This is a genomic window from Pseudomonas sp. TWI628 (assembly GCF_039673865.1).
In the GTDB taxonomy this organism is placed as follows: domain Bacteria; phylum Pseudomonadota; class Gammaproteobacteria; order Pseudomonadales; family Pseudomonadaceae; genus Aquipseudomonas.
In genome coordinates this window covers 241,595-257,016 of sequence record NZ_JBDJMM010000002.1, presented here as the reverse complement: position 1 = coordinate 257,016, position 15,422 = coordinate 241,595, and the positions used below count along the sequence as shown (strand labels likewise).

Sequence of the window (15,422 nt, the reverse complement as noted above, 5' to 3'; positions counted from 1 at the left end):
GCTTCGTGCTTGAACTCAGGGGTAAAGGTACGGCGTTGCTTGGTCATCGGACACCTCTCTGTGGCGAGCATTCTCGCCTAAATGGGTGTCCGGGGTTAGTAGACCACTACAAATCCACAACTGAACAAGACCTGCGCGAGGCACGAGGGAAGGCAGAGGGTTACATCATCGGCCTAATGGAATGTGGTCATTTACCACCAGATGGCGAACGCGACTACGTGATCCTTAGCTCGATTCATCGCCGTGAGGATTTTTTGCGTACACTCCTCGCGACGCTCAACTGATCCGCATATTCGATCCTTACAGGCGCCCACAAAGGCGCCTGGCTAGCGCCCCGAAGATGCGTCAGGTTAGTCAGAGGTTGCGATCAGTGCTCGAAAACTCTTCCGGCCCGCTCCGCGCTTGAATGAAGTCAGTACAAAATACCCAGCCTTTGTACCGACCACCCAGAAGCGCTCTACTCTGTCCAACGAGAAGATCGGCGTGGTCGTCAGCAAATATGCCCCTGTGCGCTTCTCAATGAGTCCTGGAACGATTTGGCCAACCACAACACCGACTGCGCAATCGTTCGAAATTTCTGCGTCGCTCAGATATGCAGTAATCGGCATAGGGTAATGCTGACCCATCGCTTGTATGATGCGTGTGAGCTGAAGAGTCGATGGCTCTTCACCTGGGTAACTGATGATCTCATCTGTCATGTGTCCTTGCGCTCCTGCGTCCAAATCAACAACCTTCCTGAGAGCCTGCGCTCCAAGAGTTGCTTAGATTTCAATGATGAATTCCGGTGAAAAGCCGGTGTTTTCACCTGGATACCCTCGCGGGTTCGAAACGAGCCGACATCCCGAAACGACCGTGTCGACCGCGTGATGGGTATGACCGAAGATCCAGGCATCAGCCTGCGAAATTAGGGCATGCCATTGGTTGAAATACGCAGCACCGAGATGGCCCACATGCCCATCACCAGCTACCTCTTGGATCGGGCAGTGGTGAGTGATCACAACCGTCTTTCCGTCAAACCGATTAGCGAGCTCAGTGGCGAGAAAATCGCGAGCGGTAATGTTCCGAGCAATGAGGTCGACGGGACGTAGCTTCCTGAACCCCTCCCCGCTCCGGATAACCCTAAAGTCATTCATCCACTCCCAACACTCATACATGGCTTTTTTGTAATCGCCGGTTGAGGTGAAGTCCGTCCAGGCGGTGGTCACCAAAAATCGGGTATCACCAATGACCAGGCATTCGTTTTCGAGGACATACACATGCTCATCCGCAGCCTGCTTCATCTTGATGAGCGTACGATCCAGGTGGCCGCCTTTGTAGTATTCATGGTTCCCGGGGACGTAGATGACCGGGCAAGCGAAGGTTTGGTTCGCCCAAGTCACGCCCTGACCGCGTACGGATATGTCTCCAGCGAGCACCACCAAATCGACGTCGACCTGGGGCGGCTCGAAACCCCGAAATTCCAAATGCAAATCTGAATACACCAAAACCTTCATCAGCTCTCTCACGCTCCGAGCAGCATTGTATGGATCGCTTCTCCAAGGCTTCACCGAAGGGAAGCCGGGCTAGCTCTCGGATTGAGCTAGGGTCGCAGTGAAAAAACCGTGTCCAGGGTAGCGTGCTTCCTGCAGCCATCACCTAGCAGAAGGTAAACCGTGCTCCTGGTTTCGAACATGCATGATTGGCTGTGCGAGATCCCGAAGTTGCTACGCACCCAATGCCCAGGGGCGAATCGATTGCGACTGTCTCGGACAACTTCATGAGCAAAGAGCACCAAAGGCAGTACCGCCTCAGATTTCAATCGTTCCAGCTCTGCCTGTGAGAGTTGCAGGTCGGCAACGATCCACTTACGCACCAAGCAATACGGCTTACCCGGGTGATACGCCTCAGCGAGCTCTATCAGCGCGCTATCGTCACCCTCCCATCCCGAGACAACCTCCCCTTGCCCGTAGAAAAACTCACTCACCTCTTCCAGCGTGACAGCCATGGTCAGACCTCATTGCTGCTGAAAACACGACCGGTGTCTGTGACGAACTCATAGACAGGAGACCTCTCGCTACCACCGCTGATTCGGATCTCGGAAAGCGGCTCCATGTAGCAACCGGTCTTGCGTAGGGCCAGTGGAGGAATCACGTACACCCTGTGGACGTCCAGGAGCTCCGGTGATCCGTTTTCCCAGAGTGACTTGATCGTTGACACGTCACACACAAGCTGTGATGTAGGGCCAAGGGCGCCTGCATCCAAACCTACCCCTTCGACTAGAAACACGTAGGTGCAGCGGCTCAGGTTGATGGATTTCCAGAATAGGACTTCTGAGTCCTCAATCCTGAACCTACCTTGGAGCTCATCGCTCTTCGTCAAAAACACATTTCTTCCTAGCATTGCTGGTCGCATGAGGGGGAACTCCCTACGACGGGATAGTCCACACGCAACGGTCACTGAAGGCCATACTTCCGACCATGATCGTCATTTTTTGCCATTCGTTGGCTGGAGGCCGCTAGCGCTAGCCTTAGACTCCACGCGGGTTGGGAGACCCAAGGTGGCCATCCTATGCGCGCCATGAACTATATGTCATGGCGTGCATAGGATCAATATGGCCTTATCCTCACTTTTGAGGATTCGACATGGTATCGAGGGAAGCCCTCGCAGCAGTGCTGCGTCTCGCGCGCGCCAGCCGCGGGATGTCTCGTGATCAGCTGTATGCAAAGATCAAGACCAAGATTGAGCCTCGCCACCTTCAGCGACTGGAAAACGCCAAAACCGGCGTTACATTGGAGATGCTAGGCAGCATTGCTGAAGCCCTATCCTTCGATCCGATAGCTTTGTTGATGGTGGCATCAAGCTACGACGAACAGTTGTCCATTGGGGAGCGTCGTGCGGCACTGAAAAAGGAGATTCAGCAGCTTGATGCGCTGGGCATCGTTGCCGGCATGCCAAAACATTTCTCGGAGGGTGAGCTTGTCGGAGAAAAGGCAGGAAGGAGCCTTCCTGATAAAATCACCCAGGAAGCATTGATCTATCGTGATCAGGGTTTAAGTCAGAGTGAGGTTGCGAGAAAACTAGGCATCCACCAGACAACTGTTGGTCGAATTTGGCGAAACAGTAAGATTGAGTGACCTAACCACCGCCGTCCATAAGCGGTCATCTCAGAGACTTCACGCCGGCGTTAAGTGAATCTAAAAAATCACAGATGCTCCTAATATTATAGTCTTTTAGCGGTTGCAGTTTTTTTGCGACTAACTCGCCCTCTTCTCGTGAAATAAAAATGCGCGCAGCTAAAAATCCGAGCATGCGAGGGCTTCCAGGTAATGCACGCCTCACCATGCGATTACTTCGAATTGCACCGTTAATGTCAGTCGTTGGGAACAGCTCTAAAAGCCACCCCATCATAAGAAGTGCTCCGCCCCGCTGAGTCCCATTGGCAGAGTGCATCCCATAATCTATCCGGTCTAGGACATCTAGATGCGTGCGGCATGGTGATCTGGGGGGATGAGCAAAACCTGATGCGGCAACCCCCTCTATTGCGTATAACGTACGCCTACTCAAAAATAGCCCATAAAGAGTATGTAGCACGTCAGACTCTTCGGGGTGGTTTACAATGCGCCTTTGCACCCATGACTGGGCCTTCACCACCAAGAGGGCCAGTCGTTTTTCCTCATATTTTAGCGCGCTAACTTCTAGTTGCAAAGTATACAGATAGCAATTCCACATACGACTTTCGACAGATGGTGGAGAGGATGGTGACCGGAGTGCTTTAAGGTGAATTGGACAATATGCAGAAGTGAGATAACACCAATCTTTCTTCCACACTGGAAACTTAACTGCTATAAAGCTGTGAGATAGACAGTCTTCACATGAATGACTCCTGTATGGTAGGTTTGTTAGTGGTAGCTTGCTACTCCCAAAATAGATTCGAATGACATCGATGGATACATTGTAGATATCAGAATAAAGGCAGGCCAATTCGCTTGATGCATCAAATTCTATATCTGAACCTAAAGCCATTGGCCACTTTGAAACCTCACCTGGTTCGCAACACTCAGATTTTACTGCTTTATGAATGGCAGCACGGAATAAGTGTGGACTTCTGAGGCAACCCAACGATAGGCCTCTATATACCCAGGAGAGAATTGTCTCGCCTGTAACTATTTTATGGTTATCAACAATATCCAAGAATCAGAACCTCCAAAGCTGCCCAAGGTGAACGGGGCTTGCAACTTTCCCGCCTTCAAGCACTCCACTCATGACTAATACCTTGATGGATGTCAAAATGGCACCAGTCGCTCCGCGCGTTGACTCAAACAGGGCTTGCAAAAAAGCCTCGTTGGAAACCTGATGCTCATTGAGTCCAAAATTTTTTGCCACATATTTTACAAACTCAAAAAATTGAGTGGTAGCCGGCCAGCACTGCAACTCAATCACGCAATGATTCTCTATTTTCAGGTCATTAGCGATACTACTTATTTTTTCGAACCGAGAAAAAGTACCCACAATTTTTACGCGCGAGAGTATTCTGGACAGGTAAAATATAAAATCACAAGCATCTTGGTATGCTTCTGCGACCCCTAAAAAAAATATATCAATATCGTCAATAGCAAGCACTACCGAAACGCCTTTGCTATTGAGTTCGTGCAATACACCAATTAGCGCTCTAGGCGAAGAGCACACAACAGAGCTTGGCAAACCTAATGCATTAGCAAATGCAAGCCTTAACGATTTACCTACATGCACATGGGGCGACCGAATTACTATTGGCCATAGGCACTTTGGATCGTTCATCGACGAAAACAACAGAGACAAGACTAAGCTCTTCCCAGACAGTGGCGCCCCGCGCAATAAAATCAAATCCTTATCTACGAGAGATCTTGTCACCGAAAGTCTAGCCTGTCTCTGTAATGGGCACCGGAAAACTCTCATTTTCTGTTAACTGGAACTTCTTGGAGCCATTTCGATTTGTCTGCCCTTTCCAAAACCTCAATTGTAATCTTCTCAATTCCAGACGAAATCGCATAAGCTGCTGCTGCTTTAAGTAGGTCGCAAATGCGACCGACGACTCCTTCCGTTTTTTTGTAAATCGCGCTGCTGAGTTCCGCAGAGGACAATCGAGAGGGCATTGCTAACGGCATAATACTCTCCCAAGTATCGAGGAAATTCAGGTATTCTGAATCGATCTGCTTCCATGGTGTCACTTCATACTTTTCAAACCGACGGACGTATTGTGGGTCGAACTGCAAGGCATTTAGAGCCTCACCCACACCAAACACAAAAAAACTCATATATGTGGGCGGGCCACACATACCTCGCAGCATTGACAAGAAGGCCAACTGCTCCTGATTGGAAAGTTGCAGGATCGAGTCTTGGAACTCATCCATAAAAATTGCCCTGACATCATTTGCGAGGCAGTATTCCATTACCATTCCAATGTCTAGTCCCGTCTTACCAGGATCCAAACCCAACGCAATCATCAGCTTCTCGCCGGGCCGCGGTCGGACTCGAACATTTTTTGTGTCCCGTACAAAATTCACATAACGAATCTTACGACACCATTCCTCGTTCAGACCTCTGATTTCGTTACAGATGGTAGACTTTCCGTAGTTGCTGCCAGCCGTTACTACGAGACAAGGTGCCTCCATGCACCCTCTTGGGATATGAATCATGTTGTAGGCAATCAACTTGACGTTCCTCAGGTGCTCTGTGGAAATTATTACGTCTTTTCGTATGAAGTCCATACGTTCCTGATCAGACAATTCCATTGCGAAACGGCGGCTTTCATGTATATGTTCGAACGGCATCAACTTACCCCTTCCAGTCAAGTTTTTTACGGGTCTGATCAGCAGCAAGTGGTTTAAACCCTGAATCATCAAGCGACTTATTTTCTAGTAGAGCCATTATTCCTGCGCCGTGAGACTTTTTTGCAATGTTCTGTCTGACGCGCTTAGCTTCCGTCACAGCATTATCAACATCATCGTGAGCCTGAAGCCTCAGCTCGTGAAGCGTTGGGTCGATAAGCTCACCACGGCGACGCTTGCCTGATCTGCTACTTGCCCAATACTCGCTCAAAGATATAGGCTGCTTAGTTATATCTGAATACGGTATTTCATAATACCTGCCTTCTGAGCGAAGCCAGATCTTCCCGAGATTTAGAGGGTTGTATTTGAAAGTTAGGCGCTGCCCTACTAATCTTCGAATTACAGATGAAACGTAAAAGTCTCCTTTAAACTCAACCCCTTTCGTCTGTACAGTCCTCGTAAAAGATGGAAAAAAGTCCAAAGCAAAAGTTCGAAAATCACCTGGTATAGGCTGAATATACTGTGGCCCTAGCTTCGCCACCTCTTCATCCCATACTTCACTAGGAGATCGACGCCCCAATCCTTCGTGAGCACGCCCATGATATATAGCTACCTGATCCGCGAACCACTTGCAAAGTTGCTGATATGTCAGCGCTGACTCTTTAGCAGAATCATAATCTGCTTTAGTTAAGACATTTGAATAGGTAGTCCCTGGCAGCATATGTACTTTACCCATCAATGTACCAATGAGCCGCTCGACATGTCCACCGTAATGCTTTTTACCAATCGGCCTCAGTAGCAACTCTATATCGTAAAGTCCTAAAGCGGCTGAAAACTCGTCCGAAGTAAACTCTGCAGCGTTATCAGTACCCACTGCGGCTGGAGTACCCCAAAAACGATGTAATGTTCCTATTCCTCCCCCCATCATCATTGGCTGCTCGCTTTTTGGGTAACAGGCAGACAACAACGCCATGGCGACACTCAATGCGCTTGGAGGATGCAGCGCTAAGTAATAGCCCAAAATAATCCGGCTTTTAAGATCTATGACTACAGTCAGCCAAGGCCGCATTAGCGGCAAGCCGTTCGAGTCCCTTATGATTATGTCGACTTTTGTATGATCGGCTTGAACCATAGATAGAATAGTTTCGACATCTACAGACCCTGGTTTCATTTCAAACTTCTGCAGCATCGCCTCACGGCCACGCCTTATAGAATATATTGCGCGATCGCCAAAAGACTCCAACCGATGTTTTATTGTATTCGGACTTGGAGGCTTTAGGCCATTCACAACGCATTTTGATTCTACATATTCATACAGCTCAGTAAAAGTGCAAAGTTTTTTGGTCTTATTGAGATATCGCTTTATCCCATCCTCAATGATTTGTTCATGAAGAGGACTCAGCATGCGAGTTGCAGCTTTTCTACCGCGAACGTTTCGCATCAAAGAGACTGCGCCCAACTCTGGATCATATCGCCTAAGAAGGCGCGTCAAAGTAGGCACAGATATATCAAGTTCTAACAACAAATTGGCGCGGGAAATTTTACCTGAGAGCAATCGATCGATGCACTCTGCACGAGCTATTGCGACTTGCATTTCCACTGGATTGTTTTTTGCTTGTTCAAGCCAAGCAAGTCGGCGCTCCGTGATGTATTCCTCGCGTGCACCTTCTGTCTCAAGCAGGGAAACTTCTGTAAATGGAACACTGAAAGTATTCCCCGCGTCCAGATTTTCAAGAGTGACAGAGCCATCCTTAGATACTTCTATGACACGGTAAGCGTTCTCTGAATGTTTCACGAGACTTCCCTTGCTCACAAATCTTTTCATTCAAACTCTCAGCATTTGAAAATTTGTCGAAGTTAAACCGATCTGCGAGCATACGTCAAAAAAGAGCATCACTCCCTTGCAGCACTAAACAAACAATAAGTATTGACACTTCAAAAAATCCATTTAGCCTTAAGCAAGTTCTAGGCCACCAGATAAGTAGTGGTTTTCAAAAGGAAATTTCGAACTTGTCAATTTATATGTATTATATGAAAATAGGGCAATTGATTGATTAACAAGAGCACCGCTAATGCAAAGCAGTGGCGTGCATGAAAAAAAATCAAGCAAACTATGCGAAAACAGAGCTTTCAGCTACCTGCAGCTATAACGAATGTAGGGTTTTTCCATAGAGTAGATACTGACTGGGGATTGGAGACCAACTAAAAATGATCATTCGCGAATGGAGCTGCTAAAAATTCAGCTAAAAATTTTAGCTCTATCAATAGGTTATAAAATGATCATTTATAATTGATCGGCTAGCATCAGTGGATGCCTTATGGTTACTGGGCTGCAGCGCTTAAGCGTGAGAAATGATCAAATGCTGCATTTGAGGCAGAGAAACATTCATTTTTAGTTGATGACCTCGCTGAAAGCCTTAAGCTAGAGGGTGCCGAGGGAGATTTCATTTTTAGCTGAGCGTCACACCAATCACTTCACTGATCGCAAATGGATCGAGCGCTTCGGCGCGCTGCTACAGCCGTCCGCAACCGTCCTTGATCTGGGCTGCGGGTCTGGCCAACCTGTTGCGCGTTACCTGGTCGACACCGGTGCGTCCATCGTGGGTGTGGATTCGTCTGTGCGCATGCTCGCCTTATGCAGCACACATTATCCAGCGCAGGAATGGATTCACGCGGACATGCGCACATTAGCGCTCAACCGACAGTTCGACGCCATCCTGGCTTGGAACAGCTTTTTCCACCTCAAGCCCGCGGATCAACGGCAGATGTTTCCGATTTTTCGCCGCCATGCTGCACCGGGTGCACTGCTGATGTTCACAAGTGGTCCGTCACATGGCGAGGCCTTGGGGGTATTCGAGGGCGAAACGCTGTATCACGCGAGCCTGGATGCCCAGGAGTACCGCACACAGTTGCACGTCCACGGTTTCGAAGTGCTGGATCACGTCGTGGAAGATGCAGAATGCGGCGGCCTGACAGTCTGGCTGGGCCGTCGCCTGCCCTGATCAAATATGCTTTATAGTAATAACTACGCTAAATAGTCATTTAGTTTAGTTATTAAAGTCGCCTCTTTCGCTCAAATATAGGCCTTTCCAAACCTTCGATATAAACATCACTACGCTCTTCAGGATCTGCAAGGCGGCGCAGCCGTCCATGCCGAAGGGCAGCTCCATCATCAACTCCTGTGATCACAAACAGGAGGCTCGCCTTGCCGGCGAGCCTCAACCTCTGGCAAGTCAGCAGGTTCAAGGCGTGAAACCCAACCCGGCGGACAGGTCCGAACCTTCAGCATTACCGACCGGATGCGCCGATGCCCTACCCCCCGCCTGATCCAGTGATTGCTCGACCGACGCCTTCACCTCGCTGCCCTTGCTCTTGAGCGTATCGGTCAAGCGATCACTGCTCGCCCCCAGCAACTGATCTTCCTTGTCAGTGCTCGGCAACGCCGCCCCCAACGCCGCACCCAGTGCAATGCCCAGGGCCGCCAGGACCAGCGGTTGTTCCTGAAGCAGCTGGTCGAACTGCCCTTTGAGCGCGGTGGTTTGTTGGGCGACCTTATGGGCCGAGCGTTGCAGGCTGTCTGCGTTTGCGCCCATGGAGTCGCGTGCGTCACTGCCAAGCTCGCTGGCCCGATCACGCATGTCGTGGGCTTTCATGCGCACCTTATGGCTGGCTTCGTGCACCGCCTCCCCCGCGTGAGCAAAGGCATCCTTGGCGGTGGCCATCGCATCGCCGAGTTTTTCGCCCAACCCTGGCCCCTGATGCGCAGGCCCTGGGTTGAAGGGCCGGCCCTGGTTCAGGCCAAGCCATGCCAGCCCCAGTGCCGTCAGCGTCGCGGGAACGGGATTGTTCTTGAGGGTGGTGCCAAGGTTCTGGAAGAACTCGCCTCCATTGCCTCTGGCGTAGGCCAGCACCCGGTCGACCATCTGGCCGGGGCTCAGGCGCTGCTCCAGTGCATCCACCAGATCACTGATGTGTTCACGCTTGGCGTTGATCTCCTGCTCGAGCAGGTCAGGGTCTTTCTGCGCGTCATGTTCAAAGGACGTGGTCATGGCAGTTTCCTCTTCAGCGTGTCCTTGTCTTGTTGCATGGCATGCAAGGTCCGCTCGGGGCTCAGATGCGTGGGCTCGAACTGCTTCTTGCCTGCCTGCAGCATGATGAAGCCGACCACCACGGTGATCGCACCGACGATCAACGCAGCCAGCCACGGCTCGATCACCATCGCCAAGGCGTAGACCGCTGCCAGTAGCAGGATCACGAAGCCCGCCAGGAGCACGATCGCTCCCGCCGCAACCGCCGCTGTACCGGCCTTGAGGCTGGTGAGGTTGTGCTGCAACTCGGCCTTGGCCAGCGCCAGCTCCTTGGTGAACAAGGCCGGAACTTCCCGCATCAACTGGCGCAACAGGCCGCCAACGCCAATGGCATCGTCTGCTGCGCCATGCAGGCCAGAGTTGGTGTGCAAGGGATCTTCGTTCATCATTCACCTCCTTTGAGCGGGTCACGCTCGAACGGGCTGCCGCCGACCGGTGTGCCGGCACCCGGCCCGATCGGGTCGACGGGGGTGTAAGGCGCGTGGGTGGATACATCGCTGCCCCGATCGGGTGTCACTGGCTGAGCAGATCGCTGCCCTTTGGGTGACCCAGCGCTTGTGCGGGCATGGCTGGCACTGGCCCGCATGAAGCGCGACACGGCAAAACCTACGGCGACGCTACCGGCCAGGAACAACGCCGGGTTGCTTCGCGCCAGATGCGCGCCGCGTTGCAGCAGGCTTTCGGCGCTCTCATGGCGAACCTGCTTGGCGAACGCGCCCACACACTCTGCTGCCTGGCTCAGGTACTGAGAAAGCCCGAGGCTGTCCTTGTCTTGCAGTGCGGCTGCCGCCGAGCGTGCACCCTCCCTCAGCGAATCGAGCTGGTCAGCCGCGGTATCGCGGTACTGTTCGAATTGCTCGCTACCTTTCTGCCTGGCCTCGCCAAGCAGCGCGACGGCTTCATCAGTAATGGCATGCACGTGATCCTCGGTGCTCCCCGGTGGAGACGTCGAGCTTTGATCGGTCTTGTCCATCGTTAGGCCCTCGAAGTTGATAGGTCAGCGAATGCCGTATTTAGTCGGCATTCATTCGAGGGACGCAGGTGAAACGGCGGGAGTTCAGCATTTGTGATCTATGACATCTACCTGGGTAACCAAAGGCAGTCGCGCCATCAACCTTCGAAAAGGCAACCGGCGCCAAGGTATTTGCCTCGTCATCCCAACTGTAGGAACACCGCGTAGGTGCCCAGGAGCACCCAGAACACCAGGAATATCCAGGGCGTGCGCAGCGAGAACAACAGCGACTTGCGGTGCCCGGCCTGTGACGTTTCCGCCTCGCTGAACAGCGGCGATTCGTCATAGGCCAGCCCCATCAGCGGCTCGCTTCGCAGCAGATGGCTCTGCTTCAGTTGCCAATGTTCGATGATCTTGTAGGCCGCACGGATGCCTGGCCACGCATTGAGCGAACTCAATACGCCCAGCAGGGCCAGAAATGGCGGGACGACCAAGGTGAACATTTCGCCCCAGCTCTGATTGAGGTTGCCCATCGACGACACGAAGGCGATCACCAGGAACGACTGGGCGGCAAGGTAGGCATCGGTGCGGTTGGCGAGGATGCTGGTTTCGTACTGGATCTCCGCGCGGTAGAAATCCAGCCGCTCCTTCGGTGAGCCGAACATGCGAGCGTTCTGCTCACTGATTTCGTGTTCCGGGGTGGCCGGGGTAATGATTCGCGGCACGCGCTGGCTCCTGCGTTCGAGCACATCGGAGGCCGCTATGCGACCTCCCTGAGGGTCAAGGTTTTCGTCGGTCATGGTCACGCGCGGCTTTCTGCGCAGTCGAATCGTGCGAAGTGCCGGTTGACCCGTCAGGCCGACGGGCATCGTTGTCCCGCTCCTGCTCACCCGTGGTCCTCGCCTGCTCCACCGCTTTGCTTTTCGCTGAATTCGACATGTCTGCACCTATCCTTTGCTGTGTTCGGGGGATGATGGTCCGCTGCCGCGCTTGATACCCCGTGGCCCCAGCACACCCCAGATAGCCAGGCCGACGACGGGCAGCGCCAACAGCAGCAACGCCCACATTGCCTTCGTTGTATCCGCCTTGTCGCTGCGCAACACACTGACAATCGCCCATAGATCGACCAATAGAATGATCACCGCCACGGCAATCCAGAAGTACGTCACAGGTTCGTTCATGATGGTCTCTCCTCTTTGCATGACAGGCCGCACGGCGCGCACCCGGCGTACAGTCCCATTACTAGAGGGAAGCCATGGTGGCCGGCAAAGTTCACGCGAAGTTGTGGCGCGCTGGATGAGCGGAAGCGATCTGCTGTGAACCAATGGCACCGCCACAACGTCCACCGCAACACAGCGAACGAGTGGCGTGCAATGGTTAAAGATCCCGTGCAGGAAACGCTTGATTACCTTAAATCGCACAAACTGCTGCTTACCACTGCCGAGTCCTGTACAGCCGGTGCGATGGTCGCATTGCTGGCGGCCATTCCCGGTACCGGCGAGGTGCTGGAGAGCGGCTATGTCGTCTATTCACCCAGTGCCAAGAAGCGCCTGCTGGGGGTAAACCCCCAGACCATAGAGCGCTATGGCCTGACCAGCGAGGCAGTCGCCTGGGAAATGGCCCTGGGCGCATTGAAAGACAGCGACGCCACGGTTGCCATCGCCAGCACGGGGATCACCGGCCCCGAACCGCAGGATGGCATCGCGCCCGGCACGCTGTGCTTCGCCTGGGCATTTGCCGGCGAATCATTGGCAGTGTTCACCCGTAGCCAGCGCTTCTTCGGTGATCGCGCAGACGTCATGCGTCAGGGGGCGATCTATGGGTTGTCACGTCTGGCGCATTATCACCAACGCTGGCTGCGCGGTGAGCGCGCCTGAGGGCCGGGCCATGCACGAAGATGAGCAGGTGTCGAGGCAGTATCCGGTCGCAGAAGACATGCCCATGCAGCAACGCGTCTGGTGCTTCGAGCGGGTGGGCTGGTATGTGCTGGTGGCGAGCGTGGCTTTACCATCGCGATGTACTCACGTTTTACCCGTTCAGCTGCTGGAGAACTTCTTCACATCGATGGCTGGAGCCACGAACTCAGGCCCCTCACCGGACACCCGCCAACGCACGTTGGCAAGCCCGTAGCGCTCGGCCATGGGCCGGCTGACCTTCTTGATCTTGTGCTGGCCGAAGCGTGGAATGATGCCCACCCCGGCATCGCAACTGGCCCAGTGCCAGGCTTCGGCATTGTCCATGCGCTCCTGGCGGATGATGAAGGTTCGGAATTCTCCGTGAAGCTCGTATTCGATCACGTACAACTGCTGCCCTGGCATTGGATGCTCCTTGGTTGAGTCAGGCTAATGGAGCGCTTGCGGTGGGAAAAGATTCAGTAATTTTGACCCATCGGTCACCGGTCTCTGCGGGCATACGGGCCGGTGCGTTGATCAACTGCATCGAACCCTGCCGCTCGCCGTGCACAATCGAATAGATGAAAGCGTCGGACGGCCGGCCAGTTATACAAAATGGTTTTCCTGTACAGCCACCGCTCGTCGTCAATTCGCAAATCCAGCCCAACCTTCGGCTTGTCGCCAGCCTTCTAAAGCAACAAGTCAAACTATCCGGTAAAGGGCTTATGACCGAGCGCATCATCACCCTGTTCACCAACACCACCGTATTCGGTATCTCCATTCTCAACCTGCTGGTTGCGTTGACCGTTACCATCCTGACCTTTCTGGTTTCGCGCGCGGCGATCAGCTTCTTGCTGCGTCGGGTTCGGCGCTGGTCCGAGCATGACGGCCCGTTGAGCCAGGTGCTGGCCAAAGTGCTGTCAGGCACCAGCAACTTCCTGCTGTTCCTAGCTTCGCTGCTGGTGGGCCTGGGCATGCTCGACCTGCCTGAGCGCTGGCTGACCCGGGTCGGCAACCTGTGGTTCGTGGTCGCCGCCCTGCAGATCGGCCTGTGGGCCAACCGCGCCATCGGCCTGGGGCTGAACCGCTATTTCACCCGCCACCGTGCCGACGGCCTGAACCAAGGCAGCGCGCTGGCCACGCTGTCGGCCTGGGGGGCGCGGGTGCTGCTGTGGTCGGTGGTGCTGCTGGCGATGCTGTCCAACCTGGGGGTGAACATCACCGCGTTCGTCGCCAGCCTCGGCGTGGGTGGCATTGCAGTCGCGCTGGCGGTACAGAACATCCTCGGCGACCTGTTCGCGTCATTGTCGATTGCCGTGGACAAACCTTTCGAGGTCGGCGACTTCATCGTCATCGGCCCGCTGGCGGGGAGCGTCGAGCATGTCGGCCTGAAGACCACACGCATCCGCAGCCTGGGCGGCGAACAGATCGTCATGGCCAACGCCAGCATGATCAGCAGCACGATCCAGAACTACAAGCGCCTGCAGGAGCGGCGCATCGTGTTCGAGTTCGGGCTGTCGTACGACACGCCCACCGAGGCGGTGAAGGCAGCGCCTGGCATTGTCGAAGAGGCCATCAAGGCCCAGGAGCAGGTGCGTTTCGACCGCGCGCACCTGCGCGGCTTCGGCAAAGAGGCGCTGGAGTTCGAATGCGTCTACATCGTCAAGGACCCCGGTTACAACCTGTACATGGACATCCAGCAGGCGATCAACTTCAGACTGCTCGAACGGTTCTCTAAAATCGGCGCCAAGTTCGCTGTGCCGGTGCGTGCAATCAAGGTCACGGCATTGCCCCAGGAGGTTGGCATGCAGGGCCAGGGGCGCGATGGGATGAGCATCAGAGGGGCCTGACCACGCGCGGGGGCGGCAAGCACCATTGGCCACCTGCCAGCCAACCCCCCGCGTATCAAATTTTTCACCCATTCTTCACCGTCCCCGCACTTATCCCTGCCTGGGATTCGCCGACTATTTGCCCGCCAGCAGAGTCAGCCATGAATCTGATAAGCACCGATCAACGCGCCTTGGGCTGCTGGCGCTGACGTCGCTGTTCAAAGGCCTGATCGGCTTCATTCTGCCAGGCCTGGCAATGGCAGATGGTCATGGTCGAGGTGGATAACAAGGTGCCGATGTACCTCCAAACGGGTGGCGCCCCCTTCTACTATGTGACGCAGACCGAGGATTACCCCCGCAGTGGCGACACCGCCAGCTTGATGGCCTGGCTGGACCGTGCCAGCGGCAAGCACTGGGACCCGCAGCGCACGATCATCGTCGCGCACTACCGCCACGGCGAGACGCCACCCTTTGGTTACCTGGACAGCGATCACCAGGTCGTCACCACCCAACCCAGCCGTGGTGAGCAGTGGCTGCACGCCCGTGATGATCGAAGTGTGGCTTATATTCCCAACGCCTAGGCCATGGCCCCGGCTCGTCTGTAAGCCTGTAACTAACGGCAACTTTTGGTTTAACTACCCGCACAGTTTTACAGCCATCCGAATGAATGTTTATGCGTATCAAAGTTATTGGTAGGTTCACACTTGGCCAGTAACCTGAACCTCAGCTGTCTGCGCCTGCAATGTAATGATAAACCCACCCATTTTTTATACTTCTTTCACAAAATCGAGCATAACCTTGGGCGGATAAGCCCCTGACAATCACTACGGCATGGATGACTGAACCCTGCAGAAAACCTGACTTGGCGCAACACA

17 protein-coding genes and 3 pseudogenes are annotated in these 15,422 nt (G+C 53.9%); 7 read left to right on the top strand and 13 right to left on the bottom strand.

Features of this window, described 5'->3' with window-relative positions; all coding sequences use genetic code 11:
* Nucleotides 1-284 (top strand): annotated as a pseudogene (locus tag ABE528_RS02765) (hypothetical protein); the annotation flags it as partial.
* Nucleotides 285-350: 66 nt separating this feature from the next.
* Here the strand turns inward: ABE528_RS02765 and ABE528_RS02760 are convergent.
* The 4 genes from ABE528_RS02760 to ABE528_RS02745 form a co-directional block, all read right to left on the bottom strand.
* Nucleotides 351-698: a hypothetical protein gene (locus ABE528_RS02760; protein WP_346652106.1), complete on the bottom strand. Its 348-nt coding sequence runs from the start codon at nt 696-698 to the stop codon at nt 351-353.
* Between the two features lie 63 nt (nt 699-761).
* A complete protein-coding gene (locus tag ABE528_RS02755; protein ID WP_346652105.1) occupies nt 762-1,493 on the bottom strand; it encodes a metallophosphoesterase in 732 nt (243 codons plus the stop codon).
* Between the two features lie 86 nt (nt 1,494-1,579).
* Nucleotides 1,580-1,984, bottom strand: coding sequence for a hypothetical protein (locus ABE528_RS02750; RefSeq protein ID WP_346652104.1), 405 nt, complete (start codon nt 1,982-1,984; stop codon nt 1,580-1,582).
* 2 nt (nt 1,985-1,986) lie between these two features.
* A complete protein-coding gene (locus ABE528_RS02745) occupies nt 1,987-2,391 on the bottom strand; it encodes a hypothetical protein (RefSeq protein WP_346652103.1) in 405 nt (134 codons plus the stop codon).
* Nucleotides 2,392-2,621: 230 nt separating this feature from the next.
* Between ABE528_RS02745 and ABE528_RS02740 the strand changes: the two genes are divergently transcribed.
* Nucleotides 2,622-3,113: a helix-turn-helix domain-containing protein gene (locus tag ABE528_RS02740; RefSeq protein WP_181097961.1), complete on the top strand. Its 492-nt coding sequence runs from the start codon at nt 2,622-2,624 to the stop codon at nt 3,111-3,113.
* 1,060 nt (nt 3,114-4,173) lie between these two features.
* Here ABE528_RS02740 and ABE528_RS02735 read toward each other — a convergent pair.
* The 3 genes from ABE528_RS02735 to ABE528_RS02725 all read right to left on the bottom strand — a co-directional run bounded on the left by ABE528_RS02735 (nt 4,174) and on the right by ABE528_RS02725 (nt 7,611).
* Complete coding sequence (locus ABE528_RS02735) at nt 4,174-4,797, bottom strand: hypothetical protein (RefSeq protein WP_346652102.1); 624 nt, start codon at nt 4,795-4,797, stop codon at nt 4,174-4,176.
* 113 nt (nt 4,798-4,910) lie between these two features.
* On the bottom strand, nt 4,911-5,789 hold the full coding sequence (locus ABE528_RS02730) for a TniB family NTP-binding protein (RefSeq protein WP_346652101.1): 879 nt from the start codon (nt 5,787-5,789) through the stop codon (nt 4,911-4,913).
* Between the two features lie 4 nt (nt 5,790-5,793).
* Entirely contained in the window at nt 5,794-7,611 is a 1,818-nt protein-coding gene (locus ABE528_RS02725; protein WP_346652100.1) for a Mu transposase C-terminal domain-containing protein, read from the bottom strand.
* Nucleotides 7,612-8,215: 604 nt separating this feature from the next.
* Between ABE528_RS02725 and ABE528_RS02720 the strand changes: the two genes are divergently transcribed.
* Together ABE528_RS02720 and ABE528_RS02715 are read left to right on the top strand one after the other, a co-directional pair.
* Nucleotides 8,216-8,788, top strand: a complete 573-nt coding sequence (locus ABE528_RS02720) for a class I SAM-dependent methyltransferase (RefSeq protein WP_346652099.1) — start codon at nt 8,216-8,218, stop codon at nt 8,786-8,788.
* Nucleotides 8,789-8,876: 88 nt separating this feature from the next.
* Nucleotides 8,877-8,966, top strand: a pseudogene (locus ABE528_RS02715) (NAD(P)-dependent oxidoreductase); the annotation flags it as partial.
* A 62-nt stretch (nt 8,967-9,028) separates the two neighbouring features.
* Here ABE528_RS02715 and ABE528_RS02710 read toward each other — a convergent pair.
* From ABE528_RS02710 to ABE528_RS02690, 5 genes are all read right to left on the bottom strand, one after another.
* Entirely contained in the window at nt 9,029-9,835 is an 807-nt protein-coding gene (locus ABE528_RS02710) for a DUF3618 domain-containing protein (protein ID WP_346652098.1), read from the bottom strand.
* A complete protein-coding gene (locus tag ABE528_RS02705) occupies nt 9,832-10,260 on the bottom strand; it encodes a phage holin family protein (protein ID WP_152957406.1) in 429 nt (142 codons plus the stop codon). The genes ABE528_RS02710 and ABE528_RS02705 overlap by 4 nt, the downstream gene beginning before the upstream one ends.
* Nucleotides 10,260-10,847 (bottom strand): hypothetical protein, encoded by a 588-nt coding sequence (locus ABE528_RS02700; protein WP_346652097.1) that lies wholly within the window; start codon nt 10,845-10,847, stop codon nt 10,260-10,262. Before ABE528_RS02700 ends, ABE528_RS02705 begins: the two co-directional genes overlap by 1 nt.
* A gap of 179 nt (nt 10,848-11,026) precedes the next feature.
* Nucleotides 11,027-11,551, bottom strand: a complete 525-nt coding sequence (locus ABE528_RS02695; RefSeq protein ID WP_346652110.1) for a hypothetical protein — start codon at nt 11,549-11,551, stop codon at nt 11,027-11,029.
* A gap of 222 nt (nt 11,552-11,773) precedes the next feature.
* Nucleotides 11,774-12,007: a PLDc N-terminal domain-containing protein gene (locus ABE528_RS02690; RefSeq protein WP_152957408.1), complete on the bottom strand. Its 234-nt coding sequence runs from the start codon at nt 12,005-12,007 to the stop codon at nt 11,774-11,776.
* Nucleotides 12,008-12,199: 192 nt separating this feature from the next.
* Here ABE528_RS02690 and ABE528_RS02685 point away from each other — a divergent pair, with 192 nt between their 5' ends.
* Nucleotides 12,200-12,703 (top strand): CinA family protein, encoded by a 504-nt coding sequence (locus ABE528_RS02685; RefSeq protein ID WP_346652096.1) that lies wholly within the window; start codon nt 12,200-12,202, stop codon nt 12,701-12,703.
* A gap of 159 nt (nt 12,704-12,862) precedes the next feature.
* Here the strand turns inward: ABE528_RS02685 and ABE528_RS02680 are convergent, their stop codons facing one another.
* Nucleotides 12,863-13,144 (bottom strand): DUF6555 family protein, encoded by a 282-nt coding sequence (locus tag ABE528_RS02680; RefSeq protein ID WP_152957412.1) that lies wholly within the window; start codon nt 13,142-13,144, stop codon nt 12,863-12,865.
* Nucleotides 13,145-13,443: 299 nt separating this feature from the next.
* On the opposite strand from ABE528_RS02680, the gene ABE528_RS02675 reads away from it, so the two are divergent.
* Complete coding sequence (locus ABE528_RS02675; RefSeq protein WP_346652095.1) at nt 13,444-14,568, top strand: mechanosensitive ion channel family protein; 1,125 nt, start codon at nt 13,444-13,446, stop codon at nt 14,566-14,568.
* Between the two features lie 236 nt (nt 14,569-14,804).
* Nucleotides 14,805-15,128: pseudogene (locus tag ABE528_RS02670) on the top strand (dolichyl-phosphate-mannose--protein mannosyltransferase); the annotation flags it as partial.
* Between the last annotated feature and the right edge of the window lie 294 nt (nt 15,129-15,422).

Coding starts and splice junctions, on each gene's coding strand:
- ABE528_RS02760 (WP_346652106.1), bottom strand. CDS start 698: ATGACAGATGAGATCATCAGTTACCCAGGTGAAGAGCCATCGACTCTT.
- ABE528_RS02755 (WP_346652105.1), bottom strand. CDS start 1,493: ATGAAGGTTTTGGTGTATTCAGATTTGCATTTGGAATTTCGGGGTTTC.
- ABE528_RS02750 (WP_346652104.1), bottom strand. CDS start 1,984: ATGGCTGTCACGCTGGAAGAGGTGAGTGAGTTTTTCTACGGGCAAGGG.
- ABE528_RS02745 (WP_346652103.1), bottom strand. CDS start 2,391: ATGCGACCAGCAATGCTAGGAAGAAATGTGTTTTTGACGAAGAGCGAT.
- ABE528_RS02740 (WP_181097961.1), top strand. CDS start 2,622: ATGGTATCGAGGGAAGCCCTCGCAGCAGTGCTGCGTCTCGCGCGCGCC.
- ABE528_RS02730 (WP_346652101.1), bottom strand. CDS start 5,789: ATGCCGTTCGAACATATACATGAAAGCCGCCGTTTCGCAATGGAATTG.
- ABE528_RS02725 (WP_346652100.1), bottom strand. CDS start 7,611: ATGAAAAGATTTGTGAGCAAGGGAAGTCTCGTGAAACATTCAGAGAAC.
- ABE528_RS02710 (WP_346652098.1), bottom strand. CDS start 9,835: ATGACCACGTCCTTTGAACATGACGCGCAGAAAGACCCTGACCTGCTC.
- ABE528_RS02705 (WP_152957406.1), bottom strand. CDS start 10,260: ATGAACGAAGATCCCTTGCACACCAACTCTGGCCTGCATGGCGCAGCA.
- ABE528_RS02700 (WP_346652097.1), bottom strand. CDS start 10,847: ATGGACAAGACCGATCAAAGCTCGACGTCTCCACCGGGGAGCACCGAG.
- ABE528_RS02690 (WP_152957408.1), bottom strand. CDS start 12,007: ATGAACGAACCTGTGACGTACTTCTGGATTGCCGTGGCGGTGATCATT.
- ABE528_RS02685 (WP_346652096.1), top strand. CDS start 12,200: ATGGTTAAAGATCCCGTGCAGGAAACGCTTGATTACCTTAAATCGCAC.
- ABE528_RS02680 (WP_152957412.1), bottom strand. CDS start 13,144: ATGCCAGGGCAGCAGTTGTACGTGATCGAATACGAGCTTCACGGAGAA.
- ABE528_RS02675 (WP_346652095.1), top strand. CDS start 13,444: ATGACCGAGCGCATCATCACCCTGTTCACCAACACCACCGTATTCGGT.